Source organism: Microbacterium jejuense, assembly GCF_039544225.1.
In the GTDB taxonomy this organism is placed as follows: domain Bacteria; phylum Actinomycetota; class Actinomycetes; order Actinomycetales; family Microbacteriaceae; genus Microbacterium; species Microbacterium jejuense.
The window spans coordinates 533080-555858 of sequence record NZ_BAABLG010000005.1; the positions used below are offsets into that span (position 1 = coordinate 533080).

At 72.5% G+C, this 22779-nt stretch carries 21 protein-coding genes; 12 read left to right on the forward strand and 9 right to left on the reverse strand.

The window, feature by feature from the left end:
• Positions 1-208 precede the first annotated feature (208 nt).
• Genes ABEA46_RS12085 through ABEA46_RS12095 form a run of 3 tightly spaced genes read left to right on the forward strand, consistent with a single transcriptional unit; the run spans position 209 to position 3040 of the window.
• Entirely contained in the window at positions 209-1921 is a 1713-nt protein-coding gene (locus ABEA46_RS12085; protein WP_345544791.1) for an IlvD/Edd family dehydratase, read from the forward strand.
• Complete coding sequence (locus tag ABEA46_RS12090) at positions 1908-2036, forward strand: hypothetical protein (RefSeq protein WP_345544792.1); 129 nt, start codon at positions 1908-1910, stop codon at positions 2034-2036. Before ABEA46_RS12085 ends, ABEA46_RS12090 begins: the two co-directional genes overlap by 14 nt.
• Positions 2037-2044: 8 nt before the next feature.
• Positions 2045-3040: a zinc-dependent alcohol dehydrogenase gene (locus ABEA46_RS12095; protein ID WP_345544793.1), complete on the forward strand. Its 996-nt coding sequence runs from the start codon at positions 2045-2047 to the stop codon at positions 3038-3040.
• A gap of 34 nt (positions 3041-3074) precedes the next feature.
• Here the strand turns inward: ABEA46_RS12095 and ABEA46_RS12100 are convergent, their stop codons facing one another.
• Positions 3075-4100, reverse strand: coding sequence for a YeiH family protein (locus ABEA46_RS12100; protein ID WP_345544794.1), 1026 nt, complete (start codon positions 4098-4100; stop codon positions 3075-3077).
• A gap of 73 nt (positions 4101-4173) precedes the next feature.
• Between ABEA46_RS12100 and ABEA46_RS12105 the strand changes: the two genes are divergently transcribed.
• Entirely contained in the window at positions 4174-5088 is a 915-nt protein-coding gene (locus ABEA46_RS12105; protein ID WP_345544795.1) for a LysR family transcriptional regulator, read from the forward strand.
• Positions 5089-5154: 66 nt separating this feature from the next.
• On the opposite strand, the gene ABEA46_RS12110 is transcribed toward ABEA46_RS12105, so the two are convergent.
• From ABEA46_RS12110 to ABEA46_RS12120, 3 genes are all read right to left on the reverse strand, one after another.
• Entirely contained in the window at positions 5155-5961 is an 807-nt protein-coding gene (locus ABEA46_RS12110; protein ID WP_345544796.1) for a CPBP family intramembrane glutamic endopeptidase, read from the reverse strand.
• A gap of 82 nt (positions 5962-6043) precedes the next feature.
• Positions 6044-6721 carry a response regulator gene (locus ABEA46_RS12115; protein WP_345544797.1) on the reverse strand — a complete coding sequence of 226 codons (678 nt, stop codon included), beginning with the start codon at positions 6719-6721 and terminating at the stop codon, positions 6044-6046.
• Complete coding sequence (locus tag ABEA46_RS12120; RefSeq protein ID WP_345544798.1) at positions 6709-7893, reverse strand: sensor histidine kinase; 1185 nt, start codon at positions 7891-7893, stop codon at positions 6709-6711. The genes ABEA46_RS12115 and ABEA46_RS12120 overlap by 13 nt, the downstream gene beginning before the upstream one ends.
• A gap of 225 nt (positions 7894-8118) precedes the next feature.
• On the opposite strand from ABEA46_RS12120, the gene ABEA46_RS12125 reads away from it, so the two are divergent.
• The 6 genes from ABEA46_RS12125 to ABEA46_RS12150 all read left to right on the forward strand — a co-directional run bounded on the left by ABEA46_RS12125 (position 8119) and on the right by ABEA46_RS12150 (position 14417).
• On the forward strand, positions 8119-8643 hold the full coding sequence (locus tag ABEA46_RS12125) for a hypothetical protein (RefSeq protein WP_345544799.1): 525 nt from the start codon (positions 8119-8121) through the stop codon (positions 8641-8643).
• Entirely contained in the window at positions 8644-10071 is a 1428-nt protein-coding gene (locus ABEA46_RS12130) for a sensor histidine kinase (RefSeq protein ID WP_345544800.1), read from the forward strand.
• Entirely contained in the window at positions 10068-10676 is a 609-nt protein-coding gene (locus ABEA46_RS12135) for a response regulator (protein WP_345544801.1), read from the forward strand. The genes ABEA46_RS12130 and ABEA46_RS12135 overlap by 4 nt, the downstream gene beginning before the upstream one ends.
• A gap of 98 nt (positions 10677-10774) precedes the next feature.
• Positions 10775-12076: an MFS transporter gene (locus tag ABEA46_RS12140; RefSeq protein WP_345544802.1), complete on the forward strand. Its 1302-nt coding sequence runs from the start codon at positions 10775-10777 to the stop codon at positions 12074-12076.
• A 14-nt stretch (positions 12077-12090) separates the two neighbouring features.
• Positions 12091-12705 (forward strand): TetR/AcrR family transcriptional regulator, encoded by a 615-nt coding sequence (locus ABEA46_RS12145; protein WP_345544803.1) that lies wholly within the window; start codon positions 12091-12093, stop codon positions 12703-12705.
• Between the two features lie 80 nt (positions 12706-12785).
• The gene (locus ABEA46_RS12150) at positions 12786-14417 is read left to right on the forward strand and encodes a glycosyltransferase family 39 protein (protein ID WP_345544804.1); all 1632 of its coding nucleotides are present in this window, start codon (positions 12786-12788) and stop codon (positions 14415-14417) included.
• 41 nt (positions 14418-14458) lie between these two features.
• On the opposite strand, the gene ABEA46_RS12155 is transcribed toward ABEA46_RS12150, so the two are convergent.
• On the reverse strand, positions 14459-17119 hold the full coding sequence (locus tag ABEA46_RS12155; protein WP_345544805.1) for a transglycosylase domain-containing protein: 2661 nt from the start codon (positions 17117-17119) through the stop codon (positions 14459-14461).
• A 93-nt stretch (positions 17120-17212) separates the two neighbouring features.
• On the reverse strand, positions 17213-18127 hold the full coding sequence (locus ABEA46_RS12160) for an oxidoreductase (protein WP_345544806.1): 915 nt from the start codon (positions 18125-18127) through the stop codon (positions 17213-17215).
• A gap of 62 nt (positions 18128-18189) precedes the next feature.
• Between ABEA46_RS12160 and ABEA46_RS12165 the strand changes: the two genes are divergently transcribed.
• Positions 18190-18783: a TetR/AcrR family transcriptional regulator gene (locus ABEA46_RS12165; protein WP_345544807.1), complete on the forward strand. Its 594-nt coding sequence runs from the start codon at positions 18190-18192 to the stop codon at positions 18781-18783.
• A 209-nt stretch (positions 18784-18992) separates the two neighbouring features.
• Here ABEA46_RS12165 and ABEA46_RS12170 read toward each other — a convergent pair whose 3' ends face one another.
• Positions 18993-19478 carry a MarR family winged helix-turn-helix transcriptional regulator gene (locus ABEA46_RS12170; RefSeq protein WP_345544808.1) on the reverse strand — a complete coding sequence of 162 codons (486 nt, stop codon included), beginning with the start codon at positions 19476-19478 and terminating at the stop codon, positions 18993-18995.
• Between the two features lie 89 nt (positions 19479-19567).
• On the opposite strand from ABEA46_RS12170, the gene ABEA46_RS12175 reads away from it, so the two are divergent.
• The gene (locus ABEA46_RS12175; RefSeq protein WP_345544809.1) at positions 19568-20143 is read left to right on the forward strand and encodes an NADPH-dependent F420 reductase; all 576 of its coding nucleotides are present in this window, start codon (positions 19568-19570) and stop codon (positions 20141-20143) included.
• 83 nt (positions 20144-20226) lie between these two features.
• Here the strand turns inward: ABEA46_RS12175 and uxaC are convergent, their stop codons facing one another.
• Positions 20227-21636 (reverse strand): glucuronate isomerase, encoded by a 1410-nt coding sequence (uxaC, locus tag ABEA46_RS12180; RefSeq protein WP_345544810.1) that lies wholly within the window; start codon positions 21634-21636, stop codon positions 20227-20229.
• 17 nt (positions 21637-21653) lie between these two features.
• On the reverse strand, positions 21654-22685 hold the full coding sequence (locus ABEA46_RS12185; protein ID WP_345544811.1) for a LacI family DNA-binding transcriptional regulator: 1032 nt from the start codon (positions 22683-22685) through the stop codon (positions 21654-21656).
• Positions 22686-22779 lie beyond the last annotated feature (94 nt).

A 22779-nucleotide genomic window follows, 5' to 3' on the forward strand; every position in this document is an offset into this window, starting at 1 on the left:
CTCCTCGCTCAGTGACCGACTCGCGAAGACGAAACGTCGCAAGTCGCTTTCGAGGACCTGGGCCACTGCATACGTTGCGGAGGTGGTCACGTCCGATCGGCGGCTCGCGGCGTTTCGTCTCGCTCCGCTCGCTCAACGGCCGGTGGCTCGCATCGGGCAGGATGGCGGGAGCAGCCCGGCATCGCCGCCGGACGGAGGAGAGCCCGACATGTCGCTTCGCAGTTCGCACTGGTACGCGGGGGATGACCGCAACGCGTACATCCATCGGGCGTGGATGCGGCGCGGCGCGCCGTCGAGCGCGTTCGGGGGGCGCCCGCAGATCGCGATCGCCAACACGGCGTCGGATCTCACGCCGTGCAACGCGCACCTGACCGAGGTGGCGCAGTCGGTGAAGAACGGGATCTACGAGGCGGGCGGCATCCCGCTGGAGCTGCCGGTGGTCTCGCTCGGCGAGACGCAGGTGCGCCCGACGGCGATGCTGTGGCGCAACATGGCGGCGATGGCCACGGAGGAGATGCTGCGGGCCAACCCCATCGACGGCGTCGTGCTGCTCGGCGGCTGCGACAAGACGATCCCGTCGCTGCTGATGGCCGCGGCATCCGTCGATCTGCCGGCGGTGGTGGTGCCCGGTGGGCCGATGCTCACCGGGCACTTCCGGGGCGAGGCACTGGGGTGCGGCACAGACGTGTGGCGGCTGAGCGAAGAGGTTCGCGCCGGCACCCTGAGCGAAGAACAGTTCCTGAAGTCCGAGTCGTCGATGATCCGCTCCAAGGGTCACTGCAACACGATGGGGACCGCGTCGACGATGGCGCTGGTCGCCGAGGCGCTGGGTGTGGTCGTGCCCGGCGTGGCGGGGACCCCGGCGCCCGACGCGCGGCTGCTCGAAACCGCGCACGAGACCGGGCGCCTGGCGGTGGACCTGGTCGCGGCGGACCGCCGGCCGTCGACGTTCCTCACGAAGGGGAACTTCCACAACGCGATCGTCGCGCTCGCCGCGATCGGCGGATCGACGAACGCCGTCGTGCACCTGCTGGCGATCGCCGGGCGGCTCGGGATCGACCTCACCATCGACGACTTCGACCGCATCGGCGCCGAGGTGCCGCTGCTGGTGAACCTGCAGCCGGCCGGGCACTACCTGATGGACGACCTGTACCGGGCGGGCGGGTTCCTCGCCGTGCTGCGCGAGGTGCGCGACCTGCTCGACCCGACCGCCCTCACCATCACGGGTGAGCCGTTCGTGGAGTACCTCGATGACGCCCGCATCTGGGACCCCGACGTCATCACGCCGCGCGACGCGCCGCTGCAGCCGCACGCCGGCATCTCGGTGCTGCGCGGCTCGCTCGCGCCCGGCGGCGCGCTCATCAAGCCCGCGGCGGCGTCCCCGCACCTGCTGAAGCACCGGGGCCGGGCGGTCGTGTTCGACTCGATCGAGGACTTCCACGCGCGCATCGACGACCCCGACCTCGACATCGACGAGAACAGCGTCATGGTGCTGCGCGGCTGCGGGCCGAAGGGGTACCCGGGCATGCCCGAGGTGTCGAACATGCCGTTGCCGGCGAAGCTGCTGGCGAAGGGCGTGCGCGACATGGTGCGCGTGTGCGACGGCCGGATGTCGGGCACCGCGTACGGCACCGTGGTGCTGCACGTCACACCCGAAGCCGCCGCCGGCGGACCACTGGCGCTCGTGCGCACCGGGGACTGGATCAGCCTCGACGTGCGCGCCCGGCGCCTGGACCTCGACGTGCCCGCCGAAGAGCTGGCCGCGCGGATGCCGAACCAGGCCACCCTCGACGGCTACGCGAACCCGCGCCGCGGGTGGGAGCGCCTCTACGTCGACCACGTGCTGCAGGCCGACCGGGGCGCCGACCTCGACTTCCTGGTCGGATCGTCCGGATCGGGGGTCACGCGTGAATCACATTGACCCGGGCCACGTCGCCGTGCCGCTCCTGGCGACGGCCCAGGTGGCGACCGACGAGCCCCATTTCCTCGGCGAGCGGGTGCGCGGCATCCCGCCGCTCTTACGGGCCGGGCGATGAAGGCGCTCGTGATCACCGCGCCCGGGCACGCCGAGGTGCAGGAGGTCGACGAGCCGGCGCCCGCGGCCGGCGAAGTGGTCGTCGACGTGCGACGCGCGGGCATCTGCGGCACCGACCTCGAGTTCTTCAGCGGCGAGATGGCGTACCTGCACTCGGGCCACGCCGCGTATCCGATGCGCATCGGGCACGAGTGGGCGGGCACGGTGTCGGCCGTGGGCGCCGGCGTGGACCCCGCGTGGACCGGACGCCGAGTGACCGGAGACACGATGCTCGGCTGCGGAGAGTGCCGGCGCTGTCAGCACGGCCGGCAGCACGTGTGCGAGCGCCGCCTCGAGCTCGGCATCCGCGGCGGCAAGCCGGGAGCCATCGCCGAGAAGGTCGCGACGACAGTGGCGTCGCTGCACCGGCTGCCCGACGCGGTCGACGACGCGATGGGTGCGCTGGTCGAGCCGGGCGGCAACGCGTTCCGTGCGGTGCAGGGTGCGGCGCTGCAGCCGGGGGACAGGTGCCTCGTGCTCGGGCCGGGCACGATCGGGCTGCTGTGCGCGATGTTCGCGCGTGCGGCCGGGGCCGAGGTCCATCTGCTCGCGCGCGACGAGGCCTCGACGGCGTTCGCCCGGTCGCTCGGCTTCGACGACGTCTGGACCGAAGCGCAGCTGCCGGGGCTGCCCTGGGACGCCGTGGTCGAGGCATCCAATTCGCCACAGCTGCCGGCGCGGGCGCTGGAACTCGTCGAACCCGGCGGCCGAGTGGTCTACATCGGCCTCGCGGGCACGCCCAGCCTCATCGACACGCGGGATCTCGCCCTCAAGGACGTGACAGCCGTCGGCGTGCTGAGCGCGTCGCCCGGCCTCGCCGGCACGATCGACGCGTACGCGGCCGGCGTGGTCGACCCGCGCCCGCTCATCGCCGCGACAGTGGCGCTCGACGACCTGCCCGCGATCCTCGCCGGCACGCGGCCGCCGGGTGCCGGCCCGGGGCCGAAGTTCCACGTCGCGCTCTGACGCCTCGCCCGTCGAGGGAAGGGGATGCTCCGCCTCAGCCCCGCAGGCCGGTCACGGCCAGCGCGCCCACCGCGGTCGCGGTGACCAGCAGCGACAGCACAGCGCCCAGCGCGAGCGGGCGCCAGCCGGCGCGGCGGATGGCCGCGAGATCGGTCGACAGGCCGATACCCGCGAGCGCCACTGCGATGAGCACGCCGCTGCCGAAGAGCATCGCGCCGCGCACGCCGGGGGCGATCAGGCCCGCTGAGTTCGCGAGCACCATCACCGTGAAGCCGACGATGAACCACGGCACCAGCGTGACGATGCGCCACGGCCGGCGCAGCAGGCTCGCCTCGCTGTCGCGGGGCTGCCGCAGGGCGAGCCCCACGCTGATCGGCAGGATCATGAGGGTGCGCACGAGCTTCACCACGACCGCGAAGCCCAGCGCCCCCGCCCCGAAGGTGGTGGCCGCGGCGATCACCGAACTGGTGTCGTTGATCGCGGTGCCGGCGAGCAGCCCGAAGGTGTGGGCGTCCAGCCCGAGCGCGTGGCCGAGCAGCGGGAACGCCACCGCCGCGGCGATGTTGAACACGAAGATCGTCGACACCGCGTACGCGATCTCGCCGCTGGTCGCCGCGATCACCGGGGCGACGGCAGCGATCGCCGACGCGCCGCAGATGCCGGTGCCCACGCCGATCAGCGTGCGCAGCCGGCCGTCGATCCGCATGGCACGACCGAGCCCCCGGGCCGCGAGCAGGCACACCGTCAGCGTGCTGAGCATGACGGGCAGCGACTCGGCGCCGACCGCGAGCACGTCCTGCAGCGAGAGGTGGGCGCCGAGCAGCACCACGGCCGCCTGCAGCAGCCACTTGCTCGAGAAGGCGACGCCGGGCTGAACGCCCGGCCCCGGTCGCCGGATCGCCGCGACCGCGACGCCGAGCGCGATCGCCGGGATCGCCGTGCCGACCACCGGTGCGACGGCTCCGACCGCGACCGAGACGGCGCCGATCGCGAGGCACAGCGCGATGCCGGGAACGAGGCGGATGGTGCGATGGGCGAGCGGGGCGGAGCGGAACACCATTCCACGTTCGCTTTTCGCCGCGGACTCCGGTACCCCTCCCGCATGCGTAGGGGTACAGGCGTAGGCTGTGGCTGTGGGATACGTGCCCGACATCGAGGCCCTGCGACTGCTGCGCGCGGTGCTCGAGAGCGGCTCCATCTCGGCCGCCGCCCGCGAGCGCGGCGTCACGCAGCAGTCCGCGTCCGCGCGGCTGCGCGCGATGGAACGCGCCCTCGGCCTCGAACTGCTGCTGCGATCGCCGCAGGGGGTGACCGCGACGCCCGCCGGCGAGGTGTTCGTCGCGTGGGCCGACGACCTGCTCCACGCGGCCGACCGGCTCGAGACCGGCATCGGGCAGCTGCGCGGCGAGACCGGACGGGAGCTCTCGGTCGCCGCGAGCCAGACCGTCGCATCGCACCTGCTGCCGCGGTGGCTGGTGGCGCTGCGGGCGGCGCAGGTCGCCGCCGGACGCACGCCGACCGAGGTGCGCCTGCTCACCGCCAACAGCGCAGACACGTGTGCACGCGTGCGGGGCGGTGAGGCATCCCTCGGCTTCATCGAGAGCCCTGAGGCCCTGACCGACCTTTCGAGCCGTGTCGTCGCGCGCGACGAGCTGGTCGTGGTCGTCGCGACGGATCATCCGTGGGCGGATCGGGATGCCGTCCCCCTCGCCGACATCGCCGGCACCGGCCTGGTCGCACGCGAGCTCGGCAGCGGCACCCGGCGCAGCTGGGAGCTCGTAGTCGAGGAGCGGTTGGGCCACGCCCCCGCCGCGCCGGCTGTCGTGCTCGCGAACACGGCGGCGATCCGGTCGGCGGTGGCGAGCGGGCTGGCACCGGCCGTGCTGTCCAGCCGCGTCGTGGCGGACGACCTGCGGCTCGGGCGTCTGGCCCGCGTCGCCGTCGACACCGATCCGATCACCCGGCCGATCACCGCGATCTGGCGCGGCGCCGCGCGCGACCTGGCGCCGGTCGCGCGGGACCTGCTGGAGGCTGCTCACACCTCGTGAGCGCACGAGCGGAGCGCGTATACGACGACGCCCCCGACCCGTGAAGGTCGGGGGCGTCTTCGACGATCAGCCGATCGCGGTGCGCTCCTTCGCGCCGCGGATGACGAAGGCGACGACGATCAGTCCGGCGACGCAGGCGATCTGGTTCACGATGCCGCCGAAGGCCGCGAACGCGCCGGGCGTGCCGTGGCCGACGGCGAAGGTCGAGAAGTCCCACAGCCCGTGCAGCACCATGGCCCAGATGAGGGTGCCGGTGGTGCGGCGCAGGATGTAGAAGATCGTGCCGCCCGCGAAGGCGAGGGCGACCTGCTGCAGCGTGGTGAGGAGGTCCTGACCCGACAGTGCGTTCGTCAGGTGCATGAGTCCGAACAGCAGCGAGCTGAGGAACCACACCCAGCCCTCGCCGAGCCGGCTGCGCAGCGCCACGATCAGCAGGCCGCGGTTGGCCATCTCTTCGGTGAAGCCCACGAGCAGCAGGACGATGGATGCCGCGAAGAAGGCGCCGTCGTACGAGGCCCAGTCGGTGCTCGCGAGGTTGATGACGAGCGCGACGGCCATCAGGATCGGCACGAAGATCGGCCAGCGCACGCTGCGGTGCTGATCGAACAGGGCGGGGCGCCACCAGCCGAGCAGCGTCGCGGTGATCGCCAGGGCCACCGCCCCGACGATGAGCGAGAGTCCGGCGCCGAGGAAGAGGTTCGAGCCGCTCTCGCCCAACGCGGTGTACGGGATGCCGATCAGCGCCTGGACGGCGACGACGAGAAGGGTGTACCCGGCCCAGATCGCGAGGCCGATCCACACCCGGGGACGGACCCGCAGTGCCGGACCCGTGGGGGTCTCGGCGAGGGTCGCGCTGTGCTCTTGGTTGGTCACGGCTCAATGATGGCGGGGATGCCGCCGCCGCAGCAGCACCGGAAGTCTGTGTCGACTCCTACTTTCGGCTACGTCCGCCGGGTCACGTCGCGTCGTGAACCAGCAGCGCCAGCTGCACCCGGTTCTCGAGCTGCAGCTTGGCCAGGGCCCGGCCCACGTGCGCCTTCACCGTCGCGATCGACATGTGCAGGTCCGCCGCGATCTCGGCATTCGAGAGGCCGCGGCCGACTGCCTGCGCCACCTCGAGCTCGCGTTCGGTGAGCTGGGTGAGCTGCGTGCGCGCGGCCGCCCGGGCGTCGTCGTCGCGGGTGCGCTCGGGAGCTGTCGCGGTGGCGATGAGCTTCTGGGCGACCCGCGGCGACAGCGCGGGCGACCCGGCGGCGGCGTCCTTCACCGCGGCGATGAGCTGTGCGGGCGGGGTGTCCTTCAAGAGGAATCCCGCCGCGCCCGTGCGCAGGCCGCGCAGCACCATGTCGTCGGTGTCGAACGTCGTCAGCAGCACGACGCGCGGCGGCTGCGGCATCCCGAGGATCCGCTCGGTCGCGGCGAGGCCGTCCATGACGGGCATGCGGATGTCCATGAGCACCACGTCGGGCTGCTCGCGTTCGACGGTGGCGATCCCCTCGGCGCCGTCGGCCGCCTGCGCCACGATGCGCAGCGCCGGGTCGCCGCCGATGATCATCGCGAGACCCGTCCGCACCAGGGGGTCGTCGTCGACGATCACGATGCGCAGCGGCTCGGGGACTGTCACGTCGCCCATGGTAGCCAGGCGGCGACTTCGAACCCGCCGTCGTCGGTCGCGCCGTGGTTCATGCGGCCGCCGAGGAGCTCGACCCGCTCGCGCATGGCGACGAGCCCCAGCCCCGCGCCGGGCAGGGCTTCGGACGACGGATGCCGCACCGCCGCATTGCGGACCCGCACGGCCAGTCCCTCGCCGGCCTCACCGGCGATCGACACCACCGTCTTCGCGCCCGGTGCGTGCTTGCGGGCGTTCGTGAGGGCCTCGCGGATCACGCGGTACGCGGTCTGGCCGACGACCGACGGCGGGTCGCCGTCGACAGCCTCGACGAGGTCGACCTCCAGGCCGGCCGCGCCGACCTCGTCGACAAGGCGGACCACGTCGCCGAGCTGCGGCTGCGGCGGTGCCGGGTCGGCGAGGCCGGTCGGGCCAGGCTCGCGCAGCACACCGAGCACGTCGCGCAGCTCGGAGAGCGCCAGGCGTGCGTTGTCCGCGATCGTCTGCAGTGCGGCCTTCTCTTCATCGCGAGGCACGTCGTCGCGGAAGGCGAGCGCCGACGAGTGCAGCGCGACCAGCGAGATGCGGTGCGCGAGCACGTCGTGCATGTCGTGGGCGATGCGGGTGCGCTCGGCGGCGCGGGCCGCCTCGGCGCGGGCCTCCTGCTCGCGCTCGGCCTGCTCCGCCCGCTCGCGCAGTCCTGCCAGGAGCGCCCGGCGCTGGCCCATCGCGATGCCGACGGCGACGACGACCGCGAGCCCCAGCCCCATGACGAGGACGCGCCCCCACCACGGCAGCGTCCCCGCGGCTGCGGGGTAAAGCGAACCCGCGAAGAGCAGCGCGACGAGATCGATCGCTCCGACGATCGCGATCTCGCGCCAGCGGCGCCGCGTGGCGACCGAGCCGATCGCGAGGAGCGCGGGGCCGATCGCCGCCGTCGAGACGACGACGAGGATGCCGGCGGCCGCGCCCACGATGACGGGGAGCCGCCGCGCGAACAGGAGTACGAGGACCAGCGCCACAACGCCGAGCGCCGGATCCACGACCCACGCCCAGACCCGCTGGAAGGGCGTGAAGATCGGGCCCTGGCTCGCGACGACAGAGCCCCAGACGACGCCGCTGATGAGGAGTGCGAGAGCGACGCGCCACACGACGCCCCACACGCTCCGCGGCGCGTTCGCATCCGGTGCCGGCATGGCTCGAAGTCTAGGGTCGGCGAGGTCTCCGGCCGTTCAGCGTGCGACGAATGCGCGCCTGGCGGAGGAGCCGGTGCCGCGCTCACGGAGCGGGGGGATACCGGGGTCGTACGACCATCGTCCGATGGCGGCGGGGCGAGCGCGACGAGGACGCTGGAACCACCTCGACCCGCACGGCTGTGCGCCATACGCGCCGAGGGCCAGAATGAGCGAAGGGGCGGAACCATGAAGAACCAGATCCTTGTCGGCGCGGGGGCACTCGTGCTCGTCGCCGTGCCCGCGGTCATCGGCCTGTGGGGCAACGGGTCGTTCGCGCAGAACGTGCCGGTGCGCGTGCCGTCGTCCGGCCAGGTCGTGACGCCGGCGCCGACGCCGTCGCCGTCGGTCGACGACCACGGCGGCGACGTGCCGCGCGATCAGCGCACCGAGCCGGGCGACGACCGCGATGTCAACGGCGGCGTGACGACCCCGACCGCACCGGCCCCGGGCGCCACAGCGACCGATGACCACGACGGCGACGTGCCGCGCGATCAGCGCACCGAGCCGGGCGACGACCGCGAGGTGAACGGCGGCACGACGACGCCGGCCGCCCCGGCAGCACCCACCACTGACGACGGCGGCGCAGCGGCGACCACGGACGACCACGGCGGCGACGCGCCGCGCGACGACCGCACCGAGTCCGGCGACGACCGTCACGGCGGCGACGACCGCACCGGCGACGATCACGGCGGCCACGGTGGGGACGACTGAGTGACGGCCCACGACGCGCGGACCGCCGCGGCCTCCGAGGCCGCGGCGGTTCCTGTGCCGTGGGTGACGGTGGTGGCGGCATCCGATGATCCCTCCCCGGAACGCGGCCCGCTGCGCACCCGCACGGTCGTGCTCGCGCTCGCCGCGGGGCTGGCGGCGATCCTGGTGGTCGTCGGGCTGCTCGCGACGTTCGCCGCGCAGTGGCTCGCCGAGCGCGAGGCGGTCAACGATGCCGCGGGCGTCGCCGACGTGCTGGCCGAGGCGGTGGTCCAGCCGGCGCTCACCTCGGAGATCGCCGATGGCGACCCCGACGCCGTCGACGCCTTCGACCGGGTCGTGCGCGATCAGGTGCTGGGCGACGACATCGCCCGGGTGAAGCTGTGGAGTCCCGACGGCGTCGTGCTGTACGCCGACGAGGAGCAGCTGATCGGCCGCTCGTTCCCGCTCGACGATGCGCGACGCAAGGCGCTCGAGCATCCGTCGACCCGCGCCGACGTGTCGGACCTGTCGGAGGACGAGAACGAGTTCGAGCCCGGTTCGCGGCTGCTCGAGGTCTACCGGCCGGTGTGGACACCCGACGGCAGCGAGCTGCTGTTCGAGGTCTACCTGCCGTACGAGCCCGTGGCGGCGCGTGCCGCGGACCTCTGGCGGGGATTCGCGGGCGTCACCACGAGCAGTCTGCTGCTGCTGCTCGTGCTGACCGCGCCCATCGTCTGGGGCCTGCTGCGTCGGCTGCGTCGCGAGGAGCGTCGCCGTGCCGACCTGCTGCAGCGCGCGGTGGATGCCTCCGACGCCGAACGCCGGCGGATCGCGGGCACGCTGCACGACGGCCCGGTGCAGGAGCTCGTGGCGACGAGCTTCGCCGCCGAGAGCGCCGCCGACGCCGCCTCGCGTCGAGGCGACGACGAGGCGGGAGCGCAGCTGCGCGAGATCGCCGGAGCGGTGCGCGGCGACATCCGCGTGCTGCGGTCGCTGCTCATGGACATCTACCCGCCGGGCCTGCGGGCCGCGGGCCTCGACCATGCGCTGCACGACCTCGCCGCCACCGTGCGCGGCCGCGCCGTGACCGTCGACCTCGACATCGCGGCGTCGCTGCCCGAGCTGTCCGAGGCTGACGAGCAGCTCGTCTACCGGGTCGCGCAGGAGACGCTGCGCAATGCCGTCGCGCATGCGGCGCCGTGCCGGGTGACGATGCGCCTGGCTCGGGAGGGCGGCGACCTCGTGCTGCAGATCGCCGACAACGGACCGGGGTTCGATCCCGGCATCGTGCAGCGCCTGCCGGCCGAGGGTCACCTCGGCACCCGCGTACTGCGGGATCTGGCCGAGCAGGCGGGCGCCGAGCTCGCCCTCGCGACCCGGCCGGGCGCAGGAACGGCCTGGCGACTGCGGCTGGTCGCCGTCGCCGCACGACGGGAGGCGGCGGTGTGATCAGGGTGCTGGTGGTCGACGACCATGCGATGGTGCGCGAAGGGCTCACCGCGGTGCTCGCGGCCGACGGCGACATCGAGGTCGTCGCGAGCGCGGGCAACGGCTCGGAGGCCGTGCCGGCAGTCCTGGCGCACCGGCCCGATGTGGTCGTGATGGACCTGTCGATGCCGGTGATGGACGGTGTGGCCGCGACGGCGGCGGTGCGGGATGCCGTTCCCGAGGCGCGGGTGCTCGTGCTGACCTCGTTCACCGACCGCGACCGCGTGCGCAGCGCGATCGAGGCGGGCGCCACGGGGTACCAGCTGAAGGATGCGGAGCCCGCCGACCTGCGCGCGGCTGTGCGGGCGGTCGCCGCCGGTAACGCGCCGCTCGACCCGCGCATCGCCACGGCGCTGCTGCCCGCGCCTGCGGCGCGGCACCGCCTCAGCGACCGTGAGCGCGAGGTGCTCGACCTCGTCGCCGAGGGGCTGGCGAACAAGCAGATCGCGACCGCTCTGGGCATCGCCGAGCGCACGGTCAAGGCGCACCTGGGCAGCATCTTCCGCGAGATCGGCGTGGCCGACCGCACGAGCGCGGCCCTGTGGGCCCGCGACCACCCGGCGTGACGGCATCCGCTCGACAAAAACCGGCAGGGGTGACGGTTTTGCCGTAGAGTCGGGGCGACCGGGCCGCGCACGGACGCGCGGCAGAACGGATGTGCACTGTGGCCGACAAGAGACCGAGCCCGCCGCGCGAGCTGCGCACGTGGCGCAACGCGGTCATCGCGACCTTCGGCGTCGGCGGCGTGACGGTGTCGGCCTGGGGTCCGCGGCTGCCCACGATCTCGTCCGAGGTCGGGCTCGACGCGACGACGATCGGGTTCCTCCTCACCGCCATGGCGATCGGCTCGGTGCTCGGCCTCGCGGTGTCGGCGCAGATCTCGATGCGCCTCGGCGGACGACGGGCGATCGCCGCGGCCCTGGTCGTGGTGGTGCTGTCGATGGTGACGCTCGGGATCGGCGTGGGGGCGGCATCGGTCCCGTTCATCGCGATCGCATTCGTGCTCACTGGTCTCGGGATCTCGGTGCTCGACGTCACGGCCAACGTCGAGGGCGCCGAGGTCGAGAAGCGCGCCGCGCGCACGTGGATGCCGATGATGCACGCCGCCTGGTCGATCGGCGTCGCCGCCGGCGCGGCGATCGGAGGTCTGTGCGCGGCCATCGGCATCGCGCCGGCCGCGCAGTTCCTCGGCGAGGCGGTCGTGATCGCGATCGCGGCCGTGCCGATCGTACGCGGCATCCCGACCGGCAACCACGCGGCGCCCAAGCCCGCGGCCGACGGCACGAAGGCGCGCGTGAACTGGCGTGCCGTGCTCGACTGGCGCCTCGTGCTCATCGGCGTGGTGATGCTCGGCGTCGAGGTCGGCGAGGGGTCCGCCAACAACTGGCTGTCGCTCGCGGTCAGCGACGGTCACGGCCAGAGCGCCACCGTCGCGGCGTTCTTCTTCACCGTGTTCGCGATGGTCGAGGCGGCCACGCGCATCTTCGCCGGACCGGTCATCGATCGCATCGGGCGGGTCCGCGCGGTGCGCTACACGACGGCACTCGGGATCGTCGGCGTCATCCTGTTCATCGTGGGCGGCCCTGCCTGGGTCGTGCTCGTCGGCGTGGCGCTGTGGGCCGTAGGCGTTTCGATGGGCTTCCCGCTCGGCATGTCGGCTGCGGCCACCGGCCCGTACGCGGCGCTGCGCGTGAGCTTCGTCGCGGCGATCGGCTACCTCGCCAACTTCGCCGGTCCGCCGGTCATCGGCGTGCTCGCCGACCAGTACGGCCTGCTCGAAGCCCTGTGGGTCGTCGTCGCGCTGCTCGCCGTCGCGTGCGTCGCGGCGAGCGGCCTGGCTCCGGCGCGCGGCGCGCGGTCCGTGGACGGGCACCTGGATGCCACCCCCGGCGTCGAGGCGGGGGCCGCCGTGGTGGGGCGCGCTGACGACGGAGATCCCGGCACCGGCCAGGTCGGCAAGGGCTGAGGACGACCGGGGCCATGAGCGGCGTCGACGAGGATGCGGGCTACGCGAAGGGCCGCGCCCGCCGTGCGCTGATCGTGCGCACGGCGTTCGAGGCCTTCAGCGCGCACGGCTACCGGGGTGCGAGCCTCGTGCAGATCGCCGCGGACTGCGGGGTGTCGCGGGCCGGCCTGGTTCACTACTTCCCGACCAAGGAGTCGCTGCTGGAGGCCGTGCTCGAAGAGCGCGACCGCGTCGACAGCGAGCAGTTCTTCGCGGGGGTGACCTCGCCGATCGACGGGCTGGACCTGCTCTCGCGGTTCGCGCGACTGGTCGAGCACAACACGTCGAACCGCGGCATCGTGAGCCTGTTCGCGGTGCTTTCGGTCGAGGCATCCGATCCCTCACACCCGGCGCACGCCTACTTCGCGACCCGCTACGAGAACCTGCGCCGTCACCTGCGCGCCGCGATCGCCGACCTCGACGCCCGCGGACTGCTGCGCCCCGGCGTCGTCGTCGAGGGCCTCGAGGCCGAGCTGATCGCCACGGCGGACGGCCTGCAGGTGCAGTGGCTCATCGCCCCCGACAGCATCGACATGGCGGCGGGGTTCCGCCGTCGGCTGGCGGAGCTGGTCGCGGTCGAGGTCGCCTGACCGAGGACGCGACTGACCGCTGCGTCGCGGCATCCCGGATTCCCTGCCCGTTCACAGTGGTTCAGGAGCACTCTGGACAGGTGAGCGTCTCACCGGAGAGGTTCGGGCCGGGCCCGGTCGCCGCCGTCGGCACACCGGCGACGGACCGGACGCCGGCGGTGAGCACCGCGCCCGAACGCGCGGCGGCGCCGCATGAAGCGCCCGGCGTCGACCCCCTCCGGCTGGGACGTGCCGCGGCGATCGTCGGCGCGATCGCGGCACTCGTGAGCCTGGCGGGGTCGTGGATCCCGTCGCTGTGGGGCGACGAGGCCGCGAGCGTGCTGTCGGCCACGCGCCCGGGGTCCAGTCTTTTCGCGATGTTCCTCAACGTCGACGCGGTGCACGGCGCCTACTATCTGGGTCTGCACGAGTGGGTGCGGCTGTTCGGCTCCAGCCCGTTCTCGGTGCGCCTGCCCTCGGCGTTCGCGATCGGCGTGTGCGCGGCCGCGGTCACGTGGCTGTGCGGGCGCGTCGGCGGCGCCGGTCGTGCCGGATCGATCCGGTTCGCGGTCGTCGCCGGCCTGATCGCCGCGATCCTCCCGCGGCTGACGTACGCGGGCGAAGAGGCCCGCGGGTACGCGTTCTCGGCGGCACTCGCGACGCTGCTGTGGGTCGTGGTCGTCGAGGTCCTTCGCCGGGGGATGCCGTCACGCCGCGGCTGGGCGGTGTACGCGGCCGTGCTCGCGGCGGGGGTCTACATCTTCCTGTACCTCGCCCTGCTCGCCGTCGCCGTGGGGGTCGTGCTGGCCCTCGGGCCGGAGCGCCGCCGTCACCTGCGCCACTGGGCGGTTGCCACGGGTGCGGCCTTCCTTGCGGCGAGTCCCGTGGTGGTGCTGGCGCTCATCGAGCACAAGCAGATCGCGTTCCTCGCGGACCGGGCGGTCGTGACGCCGAACACGGTGCTGGTGAAGATGTGGTTCGGCGCGTGGCCGTTCGCGGTGATCGCATGGACGCTGATCCTCGTGGCCGTCGTGCTGTGGGTGCGCGGGCTGATCCGTCTCCGCTCCGTGCCGTCGGGCCTCGATCTGGAGACGATCACCCTCGCGTGGCTCGTCATCCCGACCGGCGCGCTGCTGCTGGTGAGCACCGTCATCCCCGACTACACCCCGCGGTACGGCACGTTCGCGGCCCCGGCCGCCGCGATCCTCATCGCTCTCGGGATCCGTCGGGTGGGTGGCATCCCCTTCTCGAACCGGATGCCGCGACCCGTGCTCGCCGCGATCGCACTGGTCGCGGTGCTCGCCGCCGCGGCTCCGGTGTACGTCGGGCAGCGCACGCCGTACGCGAAGAACCAGTCGGACTGGAACGACATCGCCGCGACGGTTCAGCACGAGGCGCAGGCCGGGGACGCGATCGTCTTCGACGCATCGGTGCGCCCGTCGCGCCGCCCGCGGCTCGCGCTCGACACGAACCCTGCGTCCTTCGCGGGCCTGAACGACGTGCTGCTGAAGACGCCCTACTCCCAGAGCGAGCTGTGGGATGCGACGACGTACAGCATCCCCGACGCCGCGGCGCTCGGGCGCTTCGCCGCTGTCACGCGCGTGTGGCTGGTCGAGTACGAGAAGGGCCCGGCCCCCGACACGTGGGGCGTCGGCGACCTCGAGGCGCTGGGCTTCAGGGTGGCCGAGCACGTCGACCTGCACCGCAGCGACGTGTACCTGCTGATGCGCTGAGGGATGCCGGCGGCCGCTGCCGCCGGCATCCGCAATCCGGATCAGCCGTCCGTGCCGCTGCCGCGACCGTTGCCGTTGCCGGAGCCGTTCTCGGTGCCGTTGCCGGCTCCGTTCCCGGCGCCCGGGTCGGTGCCGGTGCCCGCGTCGGTGCCGGTGCCCGCGTCGGTCCCGGATCCGCCGTCGCCCTTGCCGTCTCCCGGGTCGGATGGCGCCGTGCCGGTGCTCGGGTGCAGCGTGACAGTGGCTCCCGCGGCCACGCGACCGGCGCCCGGCTCCTGCGAGGCGACGAGGCCCTCGGCAACATCGGCGTCGACAGCGTCGCCCACGTGGACGGTGAAGCCGGCGTCCTCGAGCTTCGCCTGTGCATCGGCGACGCTCATGCCCGTCACATCGGGCAGCGACACCTCGACGGTCTTGATGAGCGCGGGATCAGGGTTCGGGAAGGCGTCGCCGCCGTACGCGTCGTTCGCCGCGGTCTGCACGGCCTTGGCGATGCGGTAGCGGATGTCCGACAGTCGCGTGCCGTCGTGCCAGGTGTTGAACAGGTCGCCGAAGCCGTCGGAGTTGCCCGCCCACGTCGCCGACGTCACCTTGGTGCTCGACTCGATGAGCCAGGTCTGCCACGCCTCGTGCGTGCCGGTCTTGCCGAGCACCGGCGTGCCGTCCCACGGGTTGCCCTGCGTGCCGCTGCCGCCCGCGGCCATCACGCCCTGCAGCGCGTACGCGGCCGTCGCGGCGATCTCAGGGTCCAGGGCGGCGGTGCACGACGGTGCCGTGCTCGTGATCTCCTTGCCCGTGGCATCCGTCACCCGGTCGATCGCCGACGGCACGCAATAGGTGCCGCCGTTGGCCACTGTCGCGTAGGCAGCCGCCATCGCGATGGGCGACACAGCCGCGGTGCCGATGATCGAGTTGAGGTTGTCCATCGTGATCGCTTTGCCGTCGGCCTGCGTGACACCGAGGCGGCTCGCGACCTTCTCGATGTCGCAGAGGTCGAGCTTCTCGGCCATCGCGAAGAAGCCGGTGTTCAGCGATGCCGCGGTGAACTGCAGCGGAGTGCCGACCTTGCCGGCGGCCTTGCCGAAGTTGTTCACGAGCGTCTTGGAGTAGTTGGTCCAGTCGCCCTGGCATGAATTGGTGAGGTGGGTGAAGACGCGCAGCCGGCCGTCGAGCGACTCGTTCAGCGAATGCCCCTGCTCCAGCCAGTCGAGCAGGGTGAAGAGCTTGAACGTCGAGCCCGCATTGAAGCCGGTCGACCCTCCCGTCGCCTGGTCGCCCGCGAACACGATCGACGAGTAGGCGGGGTCGCCGTCGTGAGCGGGGTCCTCGGTGAACGTCGTGTTCTGCGCGATCGCGAGGATGCGGCCGGTCGAGGCCTCGATGCTGACCGTGGTCGAGCCGAACTTGCCGGTGGCCGCGTCCTTCGCCGTCGGCATCTCGGCGGATGCCGGGGCGTACGTGGTCATCGCCTGCTCGGCGGCCGTCTGCACCCTCGAGTCGAGCGTCGTGTAGACGTTGAGGCCGCCGCGCTGGAGCGTCTGCAGCCGGTCTGCGCGGGTCTCGCCGAAGGCGGTGTCGCCCAGGATCGTGTCTTTGACGTACTGGCAGAAGTACGCGGCGCCGCCCGCGGCCGCGCAGCCGACCTGGGTCGGCGTGATGACCGGGGCGATGGGCTCGATCGCCGCGGCGACGTACTCGTCGCGCGTGATCTTGCCCTCGTCGAGCATGCGGCTCAGGACGTACAGCTGGCGGCCCTTGGTGGACGTGTAGCCGTCGGCGGCGGCGGTGTACTGGTCCTGCGTGATCGTGCCGTCGGCCAGCAGCGAGTCGAGCGCCTTCAGCTCGTTGCCCGTCGCATCGGCGACCGATCCGTCCGGCGCCTTGTTCAGTGTCGTGCCGTCCGACGCGGTGATCGACCCCTCGGGCCTGTCGATGCGGTAGCTGTTCGGGTTCTGCACCATGCCGGCGAGCGTGGCCGCCTGACCGAGCGTGAGGTTCGCAGCCGTCGTGCCGAAGTAGTAGTGGGCCGCCGACTCGATGCCGTAGGTGGTGCCGCCGAAGTTGGCGATGTTGAGGTAGCCGAGCAGGATCTCGTCCTTGGAGTACTTCTGCTCCAGCGCGATGGCGTAGCGCATCTCCTGCAGCTTGCGCTCGACGCCCTGCGTGCCGCTGGAGGTCGTCGCGTCGGACCAGCACGCGTACTTCTCCTCGGACGTCTTCGCCGATGACTCGCACTGCTGCACGAGCACGTTCTTGACGTACTGCTGGCTGATGGTCGACCCGCCCTGGGTCTCGGCGCCGCCGCTGAGGTTCGACAGCACGGCGCGCGTGGTGCCGATGATGTCGACGCCGCCGTGGTCGTAGTAGCGCGGGTCCTCGCTGGAGAGGATCGCGTCGTACATCACCGACGAGACCTGGTCGTACGTCACCGGCGTGCGGTCCTGCTCGAGGAACTTGGCCAGCAGCACCGGCTGCCCGGTGGTGGGATCGGTCGCGTAGAAGTTGCTCGGCAGCATCAGCTGATCGATGTCGAGCGTGCTCGGCAGATCGTCGAACAGCGTGATGGCCTGGCTCGCGGCGCTGCTGGTGAGGGCCACCGCCGGGGTGACGGTGGCGGCGATCAGCACGCCGCTCAGGGCGCTGAGGCCCACGAGTCCGGCGATTCCGCCGAGGATCCTTTTCGGGCGCGGCGAATCAGGCATTCCTCGAGGGTAGGAACCGTCCCTGGGCGCTTTCGGAGCGCCCGCTATGCGTCCGGTGGATGCCGGCGCGCGGGCCTCACGCGCAGTCCGAGGTCACGAGCGGGGCAGCGAAGCCGGAAAGCTCACCCCGGTGAGCTGCTCCGAGGCGTCCCAGAGGCGGCGGGCGACGTCGGCGTCGGATGCCGCGGGGGAGCGGTCGACGAGCGCGGGCGCTCCCCGCATCTCGAAGCGGCCGCCGGGACCGGCGTAGCTCGCGCCGGGCAGATCGGCGACGGCCGCGTAGAGCGTCGGGAGCGCACCGCCGTCGGCGTCCTGTGCGACCAAGCGGTTGCCGAACAGCATGAGCGCGCGCCGGACGCCGTTGGCGTCGTGCCCCTGCAGCTCGGTGGCGGCCCAGCCGGGGTGTGCGGCGAGGGCGCGCACGGGCGAGCCCGCATCGGTCAGGCGGCGCTGGAGCTCGAGGATGAACAGCAGGTTCGCGAGCTTGGACTGGCTGTAGGCGGCCCCGGGCGAGTACTCGCCCGCGAGCGTGAGGTTGTCGAACCGGATCCGCGTGCCGGGTGACCGGTGCATGCCCGACGACAGCGACACGACGCGGTCCGACACGTGCGGCAGCAGCAGGTTGGTGAGTGCGAAGTGGCCGAGGTGGTTGGTGCCGAACTGCATCTCGAAACCGTCGGCTGTGCGCGACTCGGGGAGGTTCATCACGCCCGCGTTGTTGATGAGCACGTCGATCGGCGCGCCCCATGCCGCGGCGAATGCGCGGATCGACGACAGATCGGCGAGATCGAGCCGCCGGACCTCCGTGCTGCCGGGGATGCCGGCGGCCGCGGTCTCGCCCCGCGCGGTGTCGCGCACGGCGAGCACCACGTGGGCGCCGGCCGCCGCCAGAGCACGGCTGGTGGCCAGGCCCAGCCCGCTGTTGGCGCCCGTCACCACGACGGTGCGTCCGGTCTGGTCGGGGATGTCGGCGGTGCTCCAGCGGGGAGTCTTCGTTCTGCGGGCCATGAGCACAATGTATGCGATGACTACATTGTATGCAATGCCTACATTCAGGATAGGCTGAAGCCATGAGGCATGGCCGCTACCACCACGGGGATCTTCGGGCGGCGCTCCTCGTCCAGGCCGAGCAGCGGTTGCGCGAGCGGGGCGCCTCGGGACTCTCGCTGCGAGAGCTCGCGCGTGACCTCGACGTTAGTCCCGGCGCGCCCGGCCGTCATTTCGAGAGCAAGCAGGAGCTGCTGGCCGCCCTGGTTCTGCGCGGCTACGAGCGGCTCGACCGCGTCACGGCATCGGCGATCGCCACCGCCGGCGAGTCGTTCGCCGAGAGAGTGGATGCCGCAGCCCGTGCCTACGTGGACTTCGCGGTGGCAGACCCCGACCTGCTCGCACTCATGTTCGCGGCCAAGCACGACGTCGCGCCGTCCCCCGAGCTGGCTGCCGCGGCCCACGCCTGGTTCGAACGCATGCTCGAGGTGATCGACGAAGGCCAGCGGCGCGGCGAGGTGAAGGCCGGAGACCGCGAACGCGTCGCGCTCCCCGTGTTCGCCGCGCTGCACGGCTTCGCGATGCTCGTCGTGAGCCGCAGCCTTCCTCCGGAGCTCGCCGCCGCCGGCCTCGACGACGTCATCGTCGCCGCCGTGCAGGGCAGCGCCGCCGTCTGAGCCGCGCCTGGAATCCCCGGTCTCGTCGAGACCGGGGATCCCCGCCGAGACCGAGGGCGTCGTCGCTGGTCTCGGCGCAGATCCCCTGACTCGGCATCCGGATCCCCTGTTTCGGCGACGAGCGGCCGACCGTCGAGGAAGGCCCGCTCACGGTGGTCCAGGAGGTCCGCTGGGCCCGGTGCGCCGTCCGAGCCGCGCCCGGCGCGACATCAGCGGGGCGGCAGGATCCGCATCCGGCCTTCGGGGTCGACGCGCGCGAGCACGGCGTCGGTGATCTGCTGCAGCTGCGCGGTCTGCTCGGGGGTCAGCGCGTCGAGCACCAGGTGCCGCACGTTCTGGACGTGACCCGGGGTCGCCGCGAGCACCTTTCGCCGGCCGTCCGCCGTGATGACGGCGTCGGTCGCGCGCGCATCGGCGGGGTTGCGCTCGCGCCGCACGAACCCGCGCGACTCCAGGCGCGAGATGACGTGCGAGAGCCGCGGCAGGGTCGCGTTCGTCATCGTCGCGAGTTCCTTGAGCTGCAGCCGATGGTCGTCGGCGTTGACGAGCATCGACAGCGCGAAGTAGTCGAAATGCGTGAGGTCCTCGTCGCGCAGCAGCTGCGCATCGAGTTCGCGCGGGAGCAGCTCCAGCAGGGCGGCCAGCGGCACCCACGTCGCGCGCTCGTCCGGTGTGTAGAAGCGCGGTCGGGTCATTCTCCGATTCTAGGAATAGTTGCACCGACAAGTGGGTTGTTCCGATCAAGTGCTTGTAGCTACAAGCAATCGATCGACAGGAGCACAGAATGACCAGCATCACGATCTTCGGCAAGGGCAACATGGGCCAGGCCATCGGCGGCGTCCTCGCCCGTGGCGGTGCCGACATCCAGCACATCGACAGCAGCGTCACGGGCGCCGTCGTGCAGGGTGACATCGTCGTGCTCGCCGTCCCCTACGGCGCACTTCCGGCGATCGTCGAGGCCTACGGCTCGCAGCTGGCCGGCAGGACTGTCGTCGACATCACGAACCCGCTCGACTTCTCGACCTTCGACGCCCTCGTCGTGCCGGCGGGCAGCTCCGCCGCCGCCGAGCTGCAGCAGGCGCTGCCTGACGCGATCGTGCTCAAGGCGTTCAACACCAACTTCGCCGCCACCCTCGTGAGTGGTCGCGAGGGCGATGCGACCACGACCGTGCTCGTCGCGGGCGACGACGACGAGGCGAAGCGCGGTCTGATCGCGGCCGTCACCGCGGGCGGTCTGGAGGCCGTCGACGCCGGTCCGCTGTCGCGCGCCCATGAGCTGGAGGCCATCGGCTTCCTCCAGCTCTCGCTCGCCGTCGGCGAGAAGATCAGCTGGACGGGCGGTCTCGCGCTGGTCCGCTGATCGCGCGGACCGAGCGGAGGGGTGGATGCCGGGCGCCCGGCATCCACCCCTCTCCCGTTCCCGGCCGGTGAGCCGGACAGCGCTCAGTCGCCGAGGCGGAAGACATGACGGGGGAGCGGGCCGACCAGGTCGGCGGCGATCGTGCGGGCCTCCTCCTCGGGCAGGCGGCCGGTGGCGACGAGCGTGGCGAGCCAGCCGGCATCCATCCGCCGGGCCACATCGTGGCGCGCCGGGATCGACAGGAACGCGCGCGTGTCGTCGATGAAGCCGCTCGTCTTGTAGAAGCCCGCGGAGTCGGTGACGGCTTCGCGGTAGCGCCGGATGCCGTCCGGCGAATCGAGGAACCACCACGGCGCCCCCGCGAACACCGACGGGTAGAAGCCCGCGAGCGGCGCGATCTCGCGGCTGAACGCGGTCTCGTCGACGGTGAACAGCACCATGCGGAACCTCGGATCCGCGCCGAAGTCGCGCAGCAGATCGCGCAGCGGCACCGAGTACGCGGTCGGCAGCGGCAGGTCGTGCCCGGTGTCGGGGCCGAAGCGCTCCAGCGTGGGCGTGTGGTGGTTGCGCAGCACGCCCGGATGCAGCTGCATCACGAGGCCGTCTTCGCTCGACATGCGCGCGAGCTCCCACAGCATGTGCGCGCGGTACGCGGCGGCGTCGGATGCCGTGACCTCGCCCGTGCGGGCGGCGGCGTGGATGCGCTCCAGCTCGGCGGGTTCGGCGCGCACCGCCCACGCCTCGACGACGCCGGTGTCGGTGGAGGTGGCGCCGGCGGCGCGGAAGAACGCGCGACGGTCCTCGAGCGCCGCGACGAGCCCCGCGTGCGTGCCGCAGTCGACACCGCTCGCCGCCGTGAGGCCGTCGAGCGCCGCCTGCCACCCCGGCGCCGACGGGTCCAGATAGCGGTCGGGACGGAAGGTCGGGATCACACGACCGTGCCACGTCGGATCGTCCGCCAGCGCGCGATGCGCGGCCAGGTCGTCCGCGGGGTCGTCGGTGGTGGCGAGCACGTCGATGCGGAACCGTTCGAACAGCCGCCGCGGTCGCGAGGCGGGATCTGCGATCCACGCCGTGATCGCGTCGAACTGCTCGTCGGCGTTCGCTGCGGAGGGATGCCGGTCCAGCCCGATCACGTGCTGCAGCGTGTCTTCGAGCCACACCCGCACCGGGGTGCCCGCGAACATGTGCCAGTGCGACGCGAAGGCCCGCCACACCTCGCGCGGGGGAGCCGTCGCGGGGGCGGGGCCCCGGCCGAGCGCGTCCAGCGCCACTCCGTGCGCGTGCAGCAGCCTCAGCACGTAGTGGTCGGGAGTGACCAGCAGGTCGGCGGGATCGGCGAACGGCGCGTCGTCGAGGAGCAGCCTCGCATCCACGTGGCCGTGCGGCGAGACGATGGGCGCGGCGGCCACGACGTCGTGCAGCTCGGCCGCGATGCGCCGGACGGCGGCGTCGGCGGGGAGCAGTCGATCAGGGGAGGCGGAGAGGCGCACGGGGATCCGTTCGGTGTTCAGGCGGTGGGAGCGGGGCCGCTGCTGCGGCGGGCGCGGAGGTAGGTGGGCAGGATCGCGCGGGTGCGCCCCGACCCCGTTCCGCCGATCGTGTCGAGCAGCATGGTGACCGCGACACGCCCCGCCTCTTCGATGGGTGCGGCGACCGTGGTCAGCGGTGGTTCGCAGAAGTCGGCGCCGAACACGTCGTCGCACCCGACGATCGAGAGATCCTCGGGTACGCGCACGCCGCGCTCGCGCAGCCGGCGCAGCATGCCGAACGCGAGCACGTCGTTGAAGACGATGCATGCGGTCGCTGCGCCGACGACCGCGTCCGCGGCCGTCGCGCCGGCATCGGCGTGCGGCATCCACGGTCCGCTCCGGTGCAGTTCGACATCGAGCTCGCCGGCGGCGGCCTCGAGCGCCTGCCAGCGGCGGGCATTCGACCACGAGTCGGCCGGGCCGCCCACGTAGGCGATGCGGTGGTGGCCGAGCGAGCGCAGGTGGAGCAGCGCCTGGCGTGCGCCGTCGGGGGTGTCGAGGATGACGCTCGGCACGCCCGGCACGTCGCGGTTGACGGTGACGATCGGCTGGCGCTGCGCCAGTGCGGCGAGCTGGCGTTCGTCCAGGCGCGATGCGGCGAGGATCACGCCGTCCGCCGACTTGCGCATGAGGTCGATGGTCTCGGCCTCGATCTCGGCGGACTCCTCGGTGTCGACGAGCAGCTGGGCGTACCCGGCGGCGCGCAGCTGGCGCTGGGCGCCGCGGATGAGCCCGAAGTAGAACGGGTTGGCGATGTCGGGCACGAGCAGCGCCACGGTGCGGGTGGCGCCCGAGACGAGCGAGCGCGCATGGGTGCTCGGCACGTACGAGAGCTCGGCGGCTGCGGCGACGACGCGCTGCCGCGTCGCCTCGCTCACCCGCCCGGGCGTCGTGAGTGCGCGCGACACCGTCGAGGTCGCGACCCCGGCGAGGCGCGCCACGTCGCCGATGGTGGCGGGACGCCCGGAGGCGGCCGTGGATGCCGGCGTCGGGACCGTCGCGTCTGTCATGGCACTCCCCTCGGTCGGTGCGAGCCTAGCCACCGTGGCAACTCATGGCAAACGATTGCACAAAAGCGCCTCACGCGACTAGCCTGATCGCGCA

Bases quoted from the DNA above. Each gene is read 5' to 3' on its own strand.
- ABEA46_RS12085 (WP_345544791.1), top strand. From the start codon at position 209: ATGTCGCTTCGCAGTTCGCACTGGTACGCGGGGGATGACCGCAACGCG.
- ABEA46_RS12100 (WP_345544794.1), bottom strand. From the start codon at position 4,100: ATGGTGTTCCGCTCCGCCCCGCTCGCCCATCGCACCATCCGCCTCGTT.
- ABEA46_RS12115 (WP_345544797.1), bottom strand. From the start codon at position 6,721: ATGGGCGACGTGACAGTCCCCGAGCCGCTGCGCATCGTGATCGTCGAC.
- ABEA46_RS12120 (WP_345544798.1), bottom strand. From the start codon at position 7,893: ATGCCGGCACCGGATGCGAACGCGCCGCGGAGCGTGTGGGGCGTCGTG.
- ABEA46_RS12125 (WP_345544799.1), top strand. From the start codon at position 8,119: ATGAAGAACCAGATCCTTGTCGGCGCGGGGGCACTCGTGCTCGTCGCC.
- ABEA46_RS12145 (WP_345544803.1), top strand. From the start codon at position 12,091: ATGAGCGGCGTCGACGAGGATGCGGGCTACGCGAAGGGCCGCGCCCGC.
- ABEA46_RS12155 (WP_345544805.1), bottom strand. From the start codon at position 17,119: ATGCCTGATTCGCCGCGCCCGAAAAGGATCCTCGGCGGAATCGCCGGA.
- ABEA46_RS12160 (WP_345544806.1), bottom strand. From the start codon at position 18,127: ATGGCCCGCAGAACGAAGACTCCCCGCTGGAGCACCGCCGACATCCCC.
- ABEA46_RS12165 (WP_345544807.1), top strand. From the start codon at position 18,190: ATGAGGCATGGCCGCTACCACCACGGGGATCTTCGGGCGGCGCTCCTC.
- ABEA46_RS12170 (WP_345544808.1), bottom strand. From the start codon at position 19,478: ATGACCCGACCGCGCTTCTACACACCGGACGAGCGCGCGACGTGGGTG.
- ABEA46_RS12175 (WP_345544809.1), top strand. From the start codon at position 19,568: ATGACCAGCATCACGATCTTCGGCAAGGGCAACATGGGCCAGGCCATC.
- ABEA46_RS12185 (WP_345544811.1), bottom strand. From the start codon at position 22,685: ATGACAGACGCGACGGTCCCGACGCCGGCATCCACGGCCGCCTCCGGG.